This window comes from Hyphomonas oceanitis SCH89 (assembly GCF_000685295.1).
In the GTDB taxonomy this organism is placed as follows: domain Bacteria; phylum Pseudomonadota; class Alphaproteobacteria; order Caulobacterales; family Hyphomonadaceae; genus Hyphomonas; species Hyphomonas oceanitis.
Genome location: NZ_ARYL01000031.1, coordinates 33,813 through 50,557, shown reverse-complemented (window position 1 = coordinate 50,557; position 16,745 = coordinate 33,813). Strand labels below are relative to the sequence as shown.

The following is a 16,745-nucleotide window of genomic DNA, read 5'->3' as shown; positions in this document are numbered from 1 at the left end:
ATAACGGACCACTTTTCGGGAGGCAGACCACTAGAAGCAAATCTGGGTTTCCAGTACGACGCTAAGCGAGCCCCCAATGCAATTATATTACGCTATGCGGAGGGGGGGCAGCTGGTTAATCGTTGTGACTATTCGCGGGTTTTGCGGGTGATCCAGAACACACAAAAATCTAAGACAGTTGTTGTTTATGTTCACGGTTGGCGAAACGATTCAGGGCAGAAAGACGAACTTCTCTACAATTACCGCGGGGGTGACTATACTCCGCAGTCAATGGGGGGGGATTTAAAATCCTTCAATGAGTTTCTTGGGCGGTTGCGTAACGAAGATAACGAGCGACCGGTCATAGGCATTTTCGTAAGCTGGAAAGGAGGAACAGGAATTCCTGTTCTAGAAACGCTAAGTTACACCAACCGTAGAAATGGAGCTGACAAAATTGGCAATGCCGGCGGCCTCCCAAGGCTTATGGGAGCTATTGCAAACATCTCTAAAGCTCAAGAAACTATGGATCCAAAATGCGCGCAGAAGAAGAATTTAACAGATGAATGCGTGGTCAATCAACTGATATATATAGGTCACAGCTTCGGGGCGAGAATACTCTACAAGGCTGTGGTCGATGACATGATAGTCAACACGCAGTTAGAGCACCCTAGCGACCCCTACAATTCATCAGGTCCAGCGCAACTCAGTCTTTGTGACAGACAAGAAAGATTTAACGTGATTTCGAGCACGGCAGATCTTGTTGTTTTGTTGAATCCCGCGTTTGAAGCGGCCTCCTATCAAGCACTTAACGAATTTCGCTATGCAGACAGGTGTTTCTCCGAAGATCAGCAGCCGCTGATGGTTACAATCCAATCAAAGGGCGACAAGGCAAACCGCATATATTTTCCTATCGGCCAAGTGCTCAGTATGGAGTGGACGAGATTGGAAACTCAGGCGGTGGGTTTTCGAAAGCAATATTTTTCACACCACCTTAAACGTATCTCCAACAAAGATTGCCCCGTCCAGAGGAGACTAAGCGAACTTCCAATTTCTAACAGCACTCCAGAACTGTATAACGGATACTGCTTGAACGGAATAAGCCTAGAATACGAACCGTCAGCTTCTGATGTATCGACAGGACAGATGCGGCTGTCACCTTTTCTTGTAATCACGGCAGATGATACAGTCTTAGATGGACATGGCTGGTATTCTGGTAGGGAAAATAAGAATGATGATTTCAAGGCCTGGTTGGTCGGTTACTTGTCGCAATATCAGCCTCAACCACCAGGGGTAAAATAGCTAACACAACTACCGTCCAGTAAACGTGCTGAGGAAGTTCTTCAGTAGGGCGTGGCCGTGTTCGGTCATGATGGATTCGGGGTGGAACTGGACGCCGTAGAGCGGGCGGGTCTTGTGGTGGAGGGCCATGATCTCGCCATCGTCCGTGTGGGCATCGGCGACGAGGCAGTCGGGCAGGTCCGTCTCGCGGACGGAGAGCGAGTGGTAACGGACGACCGTGAAGGTTTCGGGCAGGCCCTCGAACAGGTCGCCGCCAGTCTGGTGGATGTCGGACAGCTTGCCGTGGCGGATTTCCTTGGCCGTGATGACCGCGCCGCCAAAGGCCTGGCCGATGGACTGGTGACCGAGGCAGACGCCGAGGATGGGCATGTCGTCGGGCGCGGACTTGATCAGGTCGACGCAGATGCCGGCCTCGTTGGGCGTGCAGGGGCCGGGGGATAGAAGGATGCCGTCGGGGTTGAGGGCGAGGGCCTGTTCCACCGTCAGCTCATCATTGCGGATGACCTGTGTGTGGGCGCCTAATTCTTCCAGATAGTGGACGAGGTTCCAGGTGAAGCTGTCATAATTGTCGACGACGAGGATGTGCGGCTTAGGCATGCTGACCTCCAGATGGCCCGGAGCGCTCACCCTGAGCGAAGTCGAAGGGCGGGCGCGGGGCGAACGGAACTCGTCCTTCGACTTCGCTCAGGATGAGTTCCTTGAGTGAGCATGCCGTCATTGGTCGAACTCGTAGGTGGCGGCGAGTTCGGCGGCGCGGCGGAGGGCGCCCGCCTTGTGCAGGGTCTCGTCATATTCGTATTGCGGCACGGAATCGAGGACGACCCCGCCGCCCGCCTGGATGTGCAGTTGGCCATCCTTGATGATGGCGGTGCGCAGGGCGATGCAGGTGTCGAGGTCGCCATTCCAGCCGAAATAGCCGACAGCGCCGCCATAGATGCCGCGGCTGGCGCTTTCCATCTCGTTGATGATCTGCATGGCGCGGATCTTGGGCGCGCCCGACACTGTGCCTGCCGGGAAGCCCGCGAAGAGCGCATCAACGGCGTCGAGGCCTTCGCGGAGGTTTCCTTCGACATGGGAGACGATGTGCATGACGTGGCTGTAGCGCTCGACGATGAAACGCTCGGTGACTTCGACGCTGCCATAGGCGGCGACGCGGCCGACATCATTCCGGCCAAGGTCGAGCAGCATGAGGTGTTCGGCGATCTCTTTCGGATCGGCCAGCAGGCCTTCGGCGCGGCGGGCATCCTCTGCGGCGTCGCCCGAGACAGGACGCGTGCCAGCGATGGGGCGGATGGCGACACGGCCATCGCGGACGCGGACGAGGATTTCCGGGCTGGAGCCGACGAGACGGACGGTGCCGAGGTTCATGTGGAACATGAAGGCCGACGGGTTCAGGCGGCGCAGGGCCCGGTAGAAGCTGATCGACTTGCGGGTAAAGGGCGTCGACAGGCGCTGGCTCGGCACGACCTGAAAGATGTCGCCAGCGCGAATGTACTCGCGGCACTTCTCGACGATCTCGAAATAGCGCTCCTTGGTCGTGTTGGACGTGAGCGTCACCTCGGTCGGCTTCTGGTCCTTGGGCGGGACGACGGGCAGGCGCTCAAGGCGGGCTTCGACTTCGTCCAGCAGCGTGTTGATCGCCGCCTCGTTGCCATTATGGACACGGCCGATGAGCAGTATTTCCTGATAGATATGGTCGAACACGATAACGACCTTGGGGATGACCAGCAGCGCTTCGGGCACGTCGAGCGTGTCTTCGGCGCTAATGGTGACCGGCTCCACGTGCTGGATCATGTCATAGCCGACATAGCCGAAAGCACCGGAGGCCATGGGGGGCAGGGGCGTGTCGGTTTCGGCGCGGGCGCTGGCCACGAAGGCGCGCAGGGCGTCGACGGGGGTGGCGTCCAGCTTCACGCCGTCGCTGAAGGCAGCGTCGGTGGCAGTTTCGGCCACGCCGTCCTGGATGCGGAACCATTGTTCCGGCTCGAGACCAATGAAGGAATAGCGGCCGAGGCGCTGGCCACCGGCAATGGATTCGAACAGGAAGCTTCCGGGCTGGTCGTCGCCCAGTTTCAGCATCGCGCCGACGGGCGTTTCAATATCCCCGATGCGCCTGCGAACAATCAGACGGGCTGTGCTCATTGATCGGAAGCAATCGTTCTCTTGTAGGCTTCAAGGGCGCCCGGATTGGTCTTCAGCTTGATGGCCCGTTCGATCTCGGCCTGAAGGGCGACCTGGAGGTCTTCGTTCAGGGCCTGATTGAGCGATGAGGTGGCGCGTGTGCCAAGCACTTCAAGAGCTTCATCCGAAGGCGGCGTGATCTTGTCGAGGCGAACGACCATGTACTTGTCGCCAGCGCGGCTTGGATAGGCATAGACGTCGCCTTCCGCGCCGCTGAAGATGGCGGTGATGGCCGGCGTGGGCAGGCCGCTTTGTTCGGCTGTGACACGCGTCAGCGGCATCGTCGGGGAGTCGACAGCGGAATCGGCAGCTGCGGCGGCAGCTGCGAGTGTCGTCTCGCCTGATTTGATGCTTGCGACGATATCGTCCGTGAAGGTTTTCATCGCCGTTGCGGCGCGCTGGGCGACCAGTGTCTGGCGGATGTCTTCCTTGACCTTCTCGAAGTCCGGCGTGCTCGGCGCGACGACGGCGCTTGGCGATGTCAGGTAGACAGCGTCATTGCCGTCGAACCGGATGGATACATCACCGGCATTGATCTTGAAGGCATCGTTGAACGCATCCTGCGCGGCGATCAGGCCGTTCATCATCGTGCCGTCTTCCGTCATGCCATTGGCATCGACCGGCTCGAAGCTGATGACCGGCACACCGAGTTCGGAGGCGATCTGGCTGAGCGGGTAACCGGCGCCGATGGCGCGGTCGAGCTCGTCGAGTTTCTCGTAGAACAGGACCTGGGCGCGCTCGCGGGCGAGTTCGCCGCGGATTACGTCAGAGACTGTCTCGATCGGGTAAACCGCGCCGGGCTGGACAGACACCAGACGCGCAACTTGCCAGCGGCCGTCAACCTCACGCGGGTCGAGCAGGGCGCCGCTCTGCTTGCCGGGGCCGAACATGGCGTCGCGGAGGGCGGCGTCGGTGATGCTGTCCTTGTCGCCGGTCTTGGTCTGGCTGGAGAGGACGCCGGACAGCGTGGCCGGGTCTGCGCCACCTGCGAGCAGGCCGAATGCGGCGCGGGCGGTATCACGGTCGGCGAAATAGAGTTCGATATAGGTGCGTTGTTCCGGCTCCGAGAAGCGCTCGGATTTTGTCGCTTCGTAAATGGTCGCGATTTCCTGTTCGGTGACCGTTACCTGCGATAGGAAATCGTCGGCCGACATTTGCAGGAGGTCAATCGCCCGGCGTTCCGGGTGCTCAAGCGCCGCAAGGTTAGCGTCGTAATAGGCGCGGATTTCCTCATCGGTGGGCGCATCTGGTGTCGGGGCCTTGGACGCATCGAGGATGAACCATGCGACGTCGCGCGTTTCGCCAATATAGAGTGCCTGAATGCCGGCAAGGACCTGCGGCGGGAAGAGCGCCGCTGTGGCGCCTTCGCTCAGCGTCTTGAGAATCAGGTCGTCGGAGACTTGTTGCTCGTATTCTTCCTTGGTCAGGCGGTTCTGGTAGAGGACTTCACGATATGTGTTGAGATCAAGCTCGCCCGTGAGGGGATTCTTGAACGCGTCGACCGTTTTAAGCTGTTCGACCACGGCATCGGTCGAGGGTTTGATTCCAATGGCATTGGCATAACCGAGGCTGACGATGCGGGACTTTTCCAGTTCGAAGACCTGATCGATAATGCCTTGCTCGACGGCTTCCGACTTGGTGATCGGCTTGTCAGAATTCGTATTGATATTGCGCAGCAGGGTTTCGACACGGCGGTCGAGTGATGTTGCATCAATGCCGCGCGTACCGGCGCCGGCCAGATTGCCACCGAGCCCGGAATTGACCGCAGTCCATGCCTGATCGGCGCCCCAGAGCGCCATGCCTGCACAGATGATCATGACGACGATCTTGCCGAAGATCGAATTCATCAGGCTTTTCATCACGGCTAGCATATTTGACGCAGTCTTTCTGAGGGTTTGCGGGATGGCTCAGTGCTTGCTAGGCGACACGGCTTAGTCTTGCAAGATAGGGATGGCTGCATGTCACGGACACTGATCGCGGGAAACTGGAAAATGAACGGCCTGAAGGCCGGGATTTCGCAGATAGAGGCAGTCGCTGTTGCAGTTGGCGCCGGACGGGACGATGTCACGGCGCTGCTCTGCCTGCCAGCCACGCTGGTGGCACTTGGATCGGCGGCGAAGGGGCATTCTGCGCTGCGAATCGGCGGGGAAACCTGCCATCCGAACGAAAAAGGCGCGCATACGGGCGATATTTCGGCTGAAATGCTGGCAGATGCAGGCGCGTCGCACGTGATCGTAGGCCATTCCGAGCGCCGCGCAGACCATGGCGAAACCGACGCCGTGGTCGCCTCGCAGGCCAAAGCCGCGCTGCGGGCAGGCCTCGTTCCAATCATTTGTGTCGGGGAAAGTCTCGAGGAGCGCGAAGGCGGACGGACGCTGGAGCGGATTGAAAGCCAGCTCGCGGGCTCGATTCCAGAGGGCATTGGCGCGGCTGATTTCGTGATTGCCTATGAACCAATTTGGGCCATCGGGACCGGAAAAGTGGCCAGTACGGAACAGATTGGCGAAGTACATGGCGCCATTCGGGCCTGGCTGTCAGGCCGGTTCGGACCTGATGCGGCGGTCACACTGATTCTATATGGCGGCAGCATGAACCCGGGCAATGCCGCCGAAATCCTTGCCGTAACTGATGTTAATGGCGGCCTGATCGGTGGTGCGAGCTTGAAGGCCGAGGATTTCCTCTCCATTTACATGTCAGCAATTTAACACAGACTGACGGGAGAGGCTTGGCGTTCGCCTTCATAGGCGATATGCGGGCCCCTTGATTTCAGGAAATTCGGTCCGCCATGCAGAATCTCATCCTCGTTGTCCACATCTTCGCCTGTGTCATCATGACCGGGCTGGTTCTGATTCAGAAATCGGAAGGCGGCGGTTTGGGAATGGGCGGCGGCGGCGGTGGCAATTCGCTGATGTCGGGACGTGGCGCAGCAGGTGCGCTCGTGCGCACCACGATCATTCTTGGCGGCGTGTTCTTTGTTACAAGCCTTGCGCTCACTGCGATTGCCAACCGGACCAGCGATACGCGCTCGGACGTCGAAAAGGCGCTCAGCGTCGACGAAACAGGCGCTCCGGTGGAGCAGAAAGACCTGTTTGACCCGACGACGTCGCTTCTGGACGGACAGGATGCCGGATCGGGCAGCCTGACGAACCCTGACGCGCCTGCGGATGACCTGGTCGATCCGACCGCATCCGAGCCTGTCCTGCCTCAAGGCGACGCGGCAGTAGAGGAAACCCCTGTTCCGGCTGATCCGGAAACGGGCAATCCCCAGTAAATTTGCGGCAAGGGCATTTTGCCCGCGCCAATCATCAACGAATCACGGCATCGGGATAGTCCCATGATCCGCTATATTTTCATTACGGGCGGCGTGGTGTCATCCCTTGGCAAAGGGATTGCTTCCGCCGCACTCGGCGCATTGCTGCAGGCACGTGGCTACAAGGTCCGCCTGCGCAAGCTGGACCCCTATCTCAACGTCGATCCGGGCACGATGAGCCCCCGCCAGCATGGCGAAGTCTATGTTACCGATGACGGGGCAGAGACCGATCTCGACCTTGGCCACTATGAGCGCTTTACCGGCGTCTCGGCGCGCCAGTCGGACAATATCACGACGGGGCGCATCTATCAGCGCATCATCGAGAAGGAACGGCGCGGGGATTATCTCGGCGCGACGATCCAGGTGATTCCGCACGTCACCAATGACATCAAGGATTTCGTCCTGTCGGATCCGGGCGAGGACGTGGAATTCGTGCTGTGCGAGATTGGCGGCACGGTGGGCGACATTGAGGGCCTGCCTTTTTTCGAGGCCATTCGCCAGCTGGGCCAGGAACTGGGCCCGGAGCGCGCCTGCTTCATCCACCTGACGCTGCTGCCCTACATTCCGGCAGCCGGCGAGATGAAGACCAAGCCGACGCAGCACTCGGTGAAGGAGCTGCGCTCGATCGGCATCCAGCCGCATATCCTGCTGTGCCGCTGTGACCGGCCAATTCCGGAGACGGAAAAAGGCAAGATTGCGAGCTTCTGTAACGTGCGCCCGTCCTCGGTGATCGAGGCGCGCGATGTGGGCCATATCTATGACGTGCCGGCGGCCTATCACGCCGAAGGCCTTGATACCGAAGTGCTGGGCCATTTCCGGATAGGGGATGCGCCTGAGCCTGACCTGACCTCGTGGAACAAGATTGCCAAGACAATCCGCAACCCCGACGGCGATGTCTGTATCGGTCTGGTCGGCAAGTACACGGACGTGCCGGACGCCTATAAATCGGTGATGGAAGCGCTGGTGCATGGCGGCCTCGCCAACCAGGTGAAGGTGCAGGTCCGGCTGATCGATTCAGAGCAGTTCGATGACGAACATGCGCCGCTGGACATTCTCGAAGGCGTGCATGGCGTGATCCTGCCGGGCGGTTTTGGCGAGCGCGGCGCGCATGGCAAGATGCGGGCGGCCCGGTTTGCGCGGGAGCGCCAGGTGCCATGTTTCGGCATTTGTTACGGCATGCAGCTGTCGGTCGTGGAAGCGGCGCGGCACATGGCAGGCATTGCGGATGCCTCAACCAGCGAGTTCGGCCCGACCAAGTCGCCGCTCGTCGGCCTGATGGAAGAGTGGACCAAGGGCAATGAGCGCGTCGTGCGTGACGAGAACACCGACAAGGGCGGCACGATGCGCCTGGGCGCGTATCCGGCCCGCCTGAAAGAGGGCAGCAAGGTCGCCGAGATCTATGGCTCACTGGATATTTCCGAGCGTCACCGTCACCGCTATGAGGTGAATGCTGGCTATATCAAGCAGCTGGAGAAGGCGGGTGTGCTGTTCTCGGGCATGTCGCCGGATGGCAGGCTGCCGGAGATTTTCGAGCTGCCGGACCACCCCTGGTTCATCGGCGTGCAGTTCCACCCCGAACTGAAATCACGTCCGTTCGAGCCGCACCCGCTGTTTGCGAGCTTTATCGGCGCGGCGGTGAAGCAGAGCCGACTGGTTTAGGCCGGGATTTCCTTACCGGCCCAGTCGAAGCTCTTGCCGGTGTCGGCGGGGCTCAGGCCTTCAATCACTTTCAAGAGATATCCGGCCGACTGGTCCGGGCTGAAGAGCTGTGCGTCCGGTACGTTCGACTGGAAAGGCCGCGAGAGGCCTGTGTCGACTGTGCCGGGATGGAGGGTGACGGCGATGAACTGGTCGTTCACGCGGGCCTGTTCGATGGCGTAGTTGCGCACCAGCATGTTGAGGGCGGCCTTGGAGGCGCGATAGGCGTGCCAGCCGCCGAGGCGGTTGTCGCTGATCGAGCCGACGCGGGCCGAGAGGGCGGCGAACACGGCGCGACCTTTACGCGGCATCAGCGGCAGCATGTGCTTTGCGACGAGGGCCGGGCCGAACGTGTTGGTGCGGAAGACCTGTTCAAAGGCGTCGAGTGACTGGTGCCGGTAGGACTTTTCGGGCTGCAGGCCGGTTTCATCCGAGAGCAGGCCGGTGGCGACGATGACGAGTCCCAGATCGCCTATGCCTTTGAGCGTGGTCGCGAGCGCGGCAAGATCGGCCTCGCTGGTAATGTCGGCCGTATGCGGCGTGACCTTTTCGGCTGAATCAGTGCCGGAGCGCGAGACGGCGTGGAGGTGGCTGATGTCAGGGCGGGCGGCGAGCTGGGCCACGAGGGCGCGGCCGATACCGCCGGATGCGCCGAAGATGACTGCCTGCATAGTGTTGCTCCTTCAGGCGGGAAGCTAAGGCATCGGCGGCGCAAGGAAAGGCCCAGCACAGATAGCGCCACATGCGGGGGGCATGTCGCGTGAGGCGGAGTGGCGATGCAGTCGATATCAGGAGGAGTTCAGGCGCGGCACGAGGGCGGCGATTTCCGCCTGCAGGCCGCTAAGGTTCTCGCGTTCGAGCGTTGAACGGGCACGGGAGCGGAAGGCGGGCGGTGTGTCGGCGCGGACCGGGGCCGGAGCTTGCGGCTGTCCGAGGCGGCGGCGCATGGCGGTGATGTAGAAGAGCGGGTTCTCGAACACGTCATTGAGGGCGCGCAGGCGCTGGATCAGCGGCTTTGCTGGCAGAATGTCTGTCGGCTGCGGCGGATACACGAAGGGCGCGGGTGGCGGGAGCGGCAGGTCCAGATAGCGAAAGCCGGGGCCGGTGGCGGCAGCGCGGCGGGGCGGAAGGCTGTGGACCGCGCGCTTCGGCGGCTCGGCAATGCGGAAACGGGGTTTACGGAGGAAGCGGCACGATTCCGGTGCGCTGTGCTTTGCGCCGCCTGATTTGGACGTTGCTGTGGCCTGCGCGCGCGGCGGCAGGGCACCGAGCTCAAGTGCCATGAGGAAGAGGAGACGCCGGACAAGCGGCTCGAACCGCGCGAGTTCCGCCGCGAGGCGGGCGCGCACCGGACGCAGCAGGAAGGGGCGGCAGCCGGTGAGCCCGAGGGCGAAAGAGCGGTGGAGCCCTTCGACCAGATAGCCTGCCTGGTTCCACGCGAAGCGGATCATGCTGGAGACTAGAGGAGTGGGCTTATAATGCATTCGGCGAGGATAGGCGCCGCGCCTGTGCGGTAGGACAGATTTTCATCCGGGCCAGTTGCGACGGGCGCTTTCGCCGGGATGTGCCGAGGAAAGCGTATCACTTATCCTGCAGAATCAGGCCTTGGAGACGGAGAACTGGCCGACATTGATGCGACCGTCGAGGAAGCCCGCTTCGCAATAGGAGAGATAGAAGTTCCACATGCGCTTGAAGGGTTCGTCGAAACCGAAGGTCTGTATCTCGTCCCATTTGTCATTGAAGGTGCGGGCCCATTCATGACAGGTGCGGGCATAGTCCTGGCCGAAATAATGGACGCCGTCATGGCGCAGGCCCGCCTTGGCGAACTGTTCCTTGAGGACTGTTTCGCCCGGCAACATGCCACCGGGGAAGATGTAGCGCTGGATGAAATCGACCCGGCTGCGATAGCTTTCGAAGAGGTGGTCATCAATGGTGATAATCTGGAGCGCGGCCTTTCCACCTTGCTTCAGGCTGTCGAAGATCTTCGCGAAATAGCTTGGCCAGTAGGATTCGCCGACGGCTTCGAACATCTCGATTGAGGCCACACCGTCATAGACGCCCTGATGGTCGCGATAGTCTTCGAGACGGATGTCGACACGTTCGGAGAGGCCTTCGCGCTGCATGCGCTCCATCGCGTAGTCGCGCTGGGACGGAGAGATGGTGAGGCAGGTGACCTTGCTGCCGCGATGCTTGGCGGCATATTCGGCGAAACCGCCCCAGCCGCAGCCGATTTCGAGGATGCTGCTGGATGGACCGGCGTCGATGCGGTCGCAGATGCCCTTGTATTTGACCTGCTGGGCCTGTTCGAGCGACTGGTTGGGGCTTTCGAAGATCGCTGAGGAGTAGGTCATACTGGGATCGAGCCAGAGACGGTAGAAGTCATTACCCAGATCATAATGCGCCATGATGTTGCGACGCGCACCGGCCTTGGAATTCCGGTTGAAGAGGTGGCGGACCATGTTGGCCCAGCGGACGACCATGCCGCCGCGGGCAAGGCGTTGTGCGCTCTCGAAATTGGCGGAGAAGAATTGCAGGACCTTGGTCAGGTTTGGCGTCGACCACTGGCTGTCCATATAGGCCTCGGCAAAGCCGACATCGCCGCCCGCAAGGGCGCGTTTCACGAAGCCATAGTCGTGGACGATGATTTCGGCTTCGGGGCCGGGCTCGGCATTCTTGAAGAGGAGCTGGCGGCCATCCGGCAGGGTGAACTGAAGCTTGCCGCGCTGGGTGCGCAGGACAGCGAGGGCGACCAGCCGGAACGTGGTGGGTACGCCCTTGAGGCGGCCGATTGACTGCGTGGTGGCGATGATTGGGTCGGTCATGCGGCGTCCTTTACAACTCGTGGCAGATCGCATGCCGTTTCAACGGCAATTGTGGCACCGTTTGCCGGGGGCTTGGGTTTGGATCGGTATTTCGCGCCGCGCATCCAGAGGAGGAAGGCCTGCCAATGGATGCCGATCGTGACGCCGATTGTGGAAAGCGGCATCGAGACGGCCGTGCGGAGGAGGGCGGATGGCGTCGCTGCCACGCGCCGGGCGGTGATGTTGGCCATGTGCAGGCGGACATCATCCTTCAGGCTCTCCACCACGACGCCGAGGCGAACGTCAGGCTGGCGCAGCGTGAAACGGTAGGTGCCTGTCACGTCGAAGAAGGGCGAGACGTGGAAGGCCTTGTCAGCCACATGGCGCGAGCGGTCGCGCGACACGGCCGCGACATAGGAATGGCTCTCGCCGAACGTGTTGTTTACCTCGTAGATGATGCCGCGCAGGTCGCCTTCCGGTCCATAGCCATACCAGAGCGATATTGGCGCGAAGCGGTAAAGCAGGTGGCGCGGGAAAGTGACAAGGCGAATGGCGCCGCCGTTCAGCGCAACATCAGCTTGCGCGAACATGTGCTCTGCCCACGGACGCAAGGGCACGTCGATCCGGTCACCATGATCCTTGCGGTGGAAGGAGAAAAGGCCCCGCCGGTCAATGGAGAAGAAGGGTGTCTGCGCATCGGCCTCATCGAGTCGGTCAATGTCGATATCGATCATGGCGATCTTGTAGGCAAAGCGGCGTTCGAACGGCACATAGCGTGCGTGTGCCGTCTGACCTTTCCACAAACTGAGCGCTGGGACGGTCAAACCGACACCTCTGCTGCAATTTCCATAAAGCTAGTTTTGCGCGAGCCTGCATGAATGTCCACGCCTTTCGCTTCCCACGGGACCCGGCCCCCAAGGGAAAGGGCGGCGGAAAGGCCGGACTTGAGGCCATCCTCGTGGAAGCCGCGGCCCATCCATGCCCCAGCGAGCCACAGGCCATTTTGACCCTGGGTGCGCTTGAGTCCGCGTACAGCCGCTTCTGCAGCACCATCGAACTGAGGATGGTCGAATTCGTATTTATGGAAGGCCAGATGGTCCATCGGCGGCACTTCGGGGTTGAGTGTGATGAAGAGCGGGCGCGCATCATCAAGACCCTGAAGGCGGTTCATCCAGTAGGTGAGGCAGATGTCGCCATTGTCCTGCTTGATGACGTTCCAGCTGGCCCAGGCGCTTCGGCGGGTTGGCATCAGAGCCGGGTCGCGGTGCAGATAGATCGTGTTGGGACGATAGTGGACGGAGCGCAGCAGGAAGGCGCGATCTTCATAGCTGTCCTGCACGAGGCGCAGGGCTTGGTCGGAATGGCACGCAAGGATGACGTCATCAAAGACTTCGGTGCGCTTGTCTGCTGTCAGGACAGTAACCTTGTCGCCGAAGGGGGCGACGCGGGTGACGGGCGAATTGGTGCGTACACGCTGGCCGAGCTCTGCGGCGACGGCGCGGACATAGGTCTGGCTACCGCCGGTGACGGTGCGCCATTTCGGGCGCTCCTTGTGCATCAGACGGTGGTTTTCGAAGAACTGGAAGAAGCTCTGGGCCGGATAGTCCAGCATATTAGCCTCGGGCGTCGACCAGATGGCTGCGCCCATGGGGAGGATATAGTTGCAGCGGAACGGCTGGTCGAAGCCGTGCATGTCGAGCCAGGCGCCGAGCGTGGTGTCGGCGATCTTGCCGGCGGCGAATTCGGCGCGGGCGAGGTCATTAAAGCGCAGAATGGTGCGCCAGAAACGGTGGAATTTAGGGCTGAGGAAATTACGCTTCTGGGCAAAGATGCCGCGCGCGGTGGACGCCCATTCCCAGCCATCGCGGTCGGACACCGCGAAGCTCATGTCGGAGGGCTGGGTGGCGACGCCGAGCGCGTCGAAGAAGCCGATCAGGTTTGGATAGTTGAGGCCATTGTAAACGATGAAGCCGAGATCGACGGCGGTTTCGTGGCCGTCATAATCGAACACGTGCGTGCAGGCGTGCCCGCCGAGCCGGTCGTCCGCCTCAAAAACGGTGACGTCGGCCGTGTCTTTCAGGGCATAGGCGGCGCCGAGGCCGGAAATGCCTGATCCGATAATGGCGATTCGTTTCATGCGGCGTTCCGTTTTTCCTTGAGGGTATCATAAGCGTCGAGTGCGCGCTGGCGGGCCGTAGCGTGATCGACGATCGGTTTGGGATAGGTCGTGCCGAGCGTGATGCCGGCCTCCTTCAGCGTGTCGCTGTCTGCTTCCCATGGCGTGTGGAGCACTTTGTCAGGCAGGAAGGAGAGTTCCGGGCACCAGCGGCGCACATAGGTGCCGTGGGGGTCGAACTTCTGGCCCTGCGTGATCGGGTTAAAGACGCGGAAATAAGGGGCGGCATCGGCGCCGCTGCCGGCGGTCCACTGCCAGCTGGCGGCATTGGCGGCGGGGTCTGCGTCGACCAGCGTGTCCCAGAACCAGTCTTCGCCAACCTGCCATTGCTGGAGCAGGTGTTTGGTGAGGAAGGATGCGACGATCATCCGGACACGGTTGTGCATGTAGCCTGTATGCCAGAGCTGGCGCATGCCGGCATCGACAATGGGATAACCTGTCTGACCCGCGCGCCATGACTTCACCGCGTCGCAATCTGCCCGCCAGGGCAGCAAGTCGAAATCGGAATTGTAGTTCTCCGTTGCGAGATCCGGATTGTAGTAGAGCAGGACGTAGGAGAATTCGCGCCAGACCAGTTCGGACAGGAAAGTCATGGCATTGGATTCGTCGAACTTTCCGGCACTGATACCGTGCTGGACAGCGCGCCAGACCTGGGCGGGGCTGATCTCACCGAAATGGAGGTGCGGTGAGAGGCGGGACGTGCCACCTTCAAGGTCAGGACGGTTGCGATCCTGGGCGTAGGTGTTGATCGAGCCTTCCAGGAATTCCCAGAGACGCTCGATGGCGCCGGCCTCGCCGGGGTGCCAGGTCGCTTCCAGACCGCCGGACCAGTCGGGATTGGTCGGCTGCAGGCCGAGCGACTCGATAGCTTGGGATTTGAGAACCGGGCCGCTCAGCGCTTTAGGCGCCGCGAGGACGGGCGGGGCGCGGTAGGTGGACTTCAGGGCTTTCCAGTAGGGTGTGAAGACCTTGTAAGGCGTGCTGGCGCCGGTGGTAATGTCCCACGGCTCTGTCAGCAGGCGGCCGTTGAATGTTGAAACATTCATTTCGCCTTTCCGCAGCATCGCTTTCAGGTCGGTGTCGATCGTACGCTCGGCGCTGCCATAGCGTCGGTTCCAGAACACGGACGTCGCGCCGGTTTCGGCGATAATATCGATCAGGACTTCTTCCGCTCCGCCGGCGCGTATCGTGAGACGCCCACCGGTATATTCGATTTGGCGTGCATGCTCTGCCAGGGACTTGCCGAGCCACCATTTGGATGCGCCGCCACGCGCCCGCAATCCGGGGGACACTTCGTCATGGATATAGAGCAAAACCAACGGCCGACCGGTCTTCACAGCCGCCGTGAGGGCCGGATTGTCAGCGAGTCTCAGGTCTTCTCGGAACCAGACGATGGCGGGGGCAGATTGAGTCAGGGCAGGCTCCGGATGGTTACGGGTTGGTGTATGCTTCTCTTACGCCGCTGAAGCGCATCTGGATCAGTTGATGCCACGATGGGTTTCGCGGGGCGCGACGGGCGGCTATATCCTGTTAACAAAGGGAGTCGCCAGCATGGCCTCGTATTTCGGGCTTGAGCCACATTACGTTGTAATTGCAACAGATTACGCAGCTTTTCTGGCGGACTATCGCTAATGGAAACGAGCGCACTGATGGCACTGGTCCGCGCGGCCGCAGGCAAACGCGTTGTTTGCGTCGGTGATGTGATGCTCGACCGGTTTGTATATGGCCATGTGGCACGTATTTCGCCCGAAGCACCGGTGCCGATCATGCGGCGCACGCGCGAAGCGGCGATGCCGGGCGGCGCGGGCAATGTGGGGCGGAACCTCTCGACCCTCGGCATGAAGACCTCGCTGATCGGCGTCGTCGGCGATGATGCTGAAGGGCGCGCATTGGCCGAGTTGCTGGGGCAGATTGACGGGGTTGAAGCCGACCTGATCGTCATGCGCGACCGACCGACAACGCTCAAGACACGTTTCGTGGCAGGCGGGCAGCAGCTGCTGCGGGTCGATGCCGAGGATACGAAGGCGATTGACCTCTCGACGGAGGCCGACCTCGTCGTCTCGCTGGAAGACGCGGCCAAGGATGCCAGCCTGATCATTCTGTCTGATTATGCCAAGGGCGCGGTGACGCCGGGCGTGATCGAGGCAGCAATTGCGGCGGGACGTGCCCATGGCATTCCCGTAATTGCTGACCCTAAAGGGCTCGATTTTGCGCGCTATGGCGCAGTGGATGTGCTGAAGCCAAATGCTGTCGAGCTGAGCCAGGCCATGGGCCTGCCGGTGGAGACGGACCGCGACGCCGCCGAGGCGCTGGGACAGGCGCTGAGCATCCTGCCGGCCAAAGCGATTGTCGTGACACGAGCCGCCAAGGGCATGTCGTTCGCCACGCAGGGCGGAGAGGTCATGCACCGCTCAGGCGAGGCGCGGGAAGTTTATGACGTGTCCGGCGCTGGCGACACGAGCATTGCGGCGCTGGCGCTCGGCCTCGCGGCGGGCGGCACACTGGAAGAGGCAGTGGCGCTGGCAATTGCGGCGTCCGGGATTGCTGTTGGCAAGTCGGGCACGGCAACCGTGGCGGCGGTCGAACTGAGCCAGGCGCTGCAAATGGGCATGCGGAATGGCGGCGTGTCACATGTGCCGCTGGAGACCCTGAAGGACCAGGTGGAAGTATGGCGCGATGCGCAGCTTACGGTCGGGTTCACCAATGGCTGTTTCGACATCCTTCATCCGGGTCATTTGCGCGTGCTTGAAGAAGCCAAGGCGCGGTGCGGTCGCCTGATCGTGGGGCTGAATTCCGACGCGTCGGTGAAGCGCCTGAAGGGGCCAACGCGGCCGGTGAATGATGAAGTGTCCCGGGCGCGGGTGCTGTCCGGGCTGACGGCTGTGGATGCGGTGGTCGTATTTGACGAGGACACGCCGCGAGAGCTGATCGAGGCGCTGCAGCCGGATCTTCTGGTAAAGGGCGGGGACTATTCGATTGAGACGATTGTCGGCGCGGATACTGTGCTGGCGCGGGGCGGGACGGTACATATTGTGCCGCTGGTCGATGGACAGTCGACAACGGCCGCCATTGCACGAGCGAATGCGCAGGCCGAATGAGCGAGACAGCCGCCAGCACCGCCGGACAATTGATGCGCCAGTATGGCGAGGATGCCGCCGTGATCGCAACACTGCGGGCGGCCGAGGTGGCGGCGCAGGGCGATGTGGAAGCCTTGGCCCATTGGGATGCGGTGATCGCCCTGATCGAGGGAACGGATACCGGCCTGTCAAGCTGACAGGATCACGTGGCATCTGAGGCAACC

At 61.2% G+C, this 16,745-nt stretch carries 15 protein-coding genes; 6 read left to right on the top strand and 9 right to left on the bottom strand.

Translation table 11 applies throughout. The features are described from left to right. Positions 1-1,278, top strand: a 1,278-nt coding sequence (locus HOC_RS16265; protein ID WP_206741591.1) for a hypothetical protein, incomplete at its 5' end; no start/stop codon positions are given. Positions 1,279-1,287: 9 nt separating this feature from the next. Here HOC_RS16265 and HOC_RS16260 read toward each other — a convergent pair. The 3 genes from HOC_RS16260 to HOC_RS16250 all read right to left on the bottom strand — a co-directional run bounded on the left by HOC_RS16260 (position 1,288) and on the right by HOC_RS16250 (position 5,318). After that, positions 1,288-1,875: an anthranilate synthase component II gene (locus HOC_RS16260; RefSeq protein WP_035540540.1), complete on the bottom strand. Its 588-nt coding sequence runs from the start codon at positions 1,873-1,875 to the stop codon at positions 1,288-1,290. 117 nt (positions 1,876-1,992) lie between these two features. Further along, positions 1,993-3,420 (bottom strand): anthranilate synthase component I, encoded by a 1,428-nt coding sequence (trpE, locus tag HOC_RS16255; protein WP_035540538.1) that lies wholly within the window; start codon positions 3,418-3,420, stop codon positions 1,993-1,995. Then, positions 3,417-5,318, bottom strand: coding sequence for a peptidylprolyl isomerase (locus tag HOC_RS16250; protein WP_277813053.1), 1,902 nt, complete (start codon positions 5,316-5,318; stop codon positions 3,417-3,419). The genes trpE and HOC_RS16250 overlap by 4 nt, the downstream gene beginning before the upstream one ends. A gap of 99 nt (positions 5,319-5,417) precedes the next feature. Between HOC_RS16250 and tpiA the strand changes: the two genes are divergently transcribed. From tpiA to HOC_RS16235, 3 genes are all read left to right on the top strand, one after another. Further along, on the top strand, positions 5,418-6,164 hold the full coding sequence (tpiA, locus tag HOC_RS16245) for a triose-phosphate isomerase (protein ID WP_035540535.1): 747 nt from the start codon (positions 5,418-5,420) through the stop codon (positions 6,162-6,164). A gap of 80 nt (positions 6,165-6,244) precedes the next feature. Then, positions 6,245-6,730, top strand: coding sequence for a preprotein translocase subunit SecG (secG, locus tag HOC_RS21480; RefSeq protein WP_051625005.1), 486 nt, complete (start codon positions 6,245-6,247; stop codon positions 6,728-6,730). Positions 6,731-6,793: 63 nt separating this feature from the next. Beyond that, positions 6,794-8,428: a CTP synthase gene (locus HOC_RS16235; protein WP_035540533.1), complete on the top strand. Its 1,635-nt coding sequence runs from the start codon at positions 6,794-6,796 to the stop codon at positions 8,426-8,428. On the opposite strand, the gene HOC_RS16230 is transcribed toward HOC_RS16235, so the two are convergent. The 6 genes from HOC_RS16230 to HOC_RS16205 form a co-directional block, all read right to left on the bottom strand. Then, a complete protein-coding gene (locus HOC_RS16230) occupies positions 8,425-9,138 on the bottom strand; it encodes an SDR family NAD(P)-dependent oxidoreductase (protein WP_035540531.1) in 714 nt (237 codons plus the stop codon). The genes HOC_RS16235 and HOC_RS16230 overlap by 4 nt on opposite strands. 117 nt (positions 9,139-9,255) lie before the next feature. Continuing rightward, positions 9,256-9,918: a hypothetical protein gene (locus HOC_RS16225; protein ID WP_035540530.1), complete on the bottom strand. Its 663-nt coding sequence runs from the start codon at positions 9,916-9,918 to the stop codon at positions 9,256-9,258. A 147-nt stretch (positions 9,919-10,065) separates the two neighbouring features. Then, positions 10,066-11,289 (bottom strand): SAM-dependent methyltransferase, encoded by a 1,224-nt coding sequence (locus HOC_RS16220; RefSeq protein ID WP_035540529.1) that lies wholly within the window; start codon positions 11,287-11,289, stop codon positions 10,066-10,068. Continuing rightward, positions 11,286-12,092: a DUF1365 domain-containing protein gene (locus HOC_RS16215; RefSeq protein WP_051625004.1), complete on the bottom strand. Its 807-nt coding sequence runs from the start codon at positions 12,090-12,092 to the stop codon at positions 11,286-11,288. The genes HOC_RS16220 and HOC_RS16215 overlap by 4 nt, the downstream gene beginning before the upstream one ends. Continuing rightward, complete coding sequence (locus HOC_RS16210) at positions 12,089-13,405, bottom strand: NAD(P)/FAD-dependent oxidoreductase (protein ID WP_035540528.1); 1,317 nt, start codon at positions 13,403-13,405, stop codon at positions 12,089-12,091. The genes HOC_RS16215 and HOC_RS16210 overlap by 4 nt, the downstream gene beginning before the upstream one ends. Beyond that, complete coding sequence (locus HOC_RS16205; RefSeq protein WP_277813054.1) at positions 13,402-14,838, bottom strand: cryptochrome/photolyase family protein; 1,437 nt, start codon at positions 14,836-14,838, stop codon at positions 13,402-13,404. The genes HOC_RS16210 and HOC_RS16205 overlap by 4 nt, the downstream gene beginning before the upstream one ends. Before the next feature lie 237 nt (positions 14,839-15,075). On the opposite strand from HOC_RS16205, the gene rfaE2 reads away from it, so the two are divergent. Next, entirely contained in the window at positions 15,076-16,542 is a 1,467-nt protein-coding gene (gene rfaE2, locus HOC_RS16200; protein WP_051625003.1) for a D-glycero-beta-D-manno-heptose 1-phosphate adenylyltransferase, read from the top strand. After that, positions 16,539-16,718 (top strand): hypothetical protein, encoded by a 180-nt coding sequence (locus HOC_RS16195; RefSeq protein ID WP_035540526.1) that lies wholly within the window; start codon positions 16,539-16,541, stop codon positions 16,716-16,718. Before rfaE2 ends, HOC_RS16195 begins: the two co-directional genes overlap by 4 nt. The last annotated feature ends 27 nt before the right edge of the window (positions 16,719-16,745 follow it).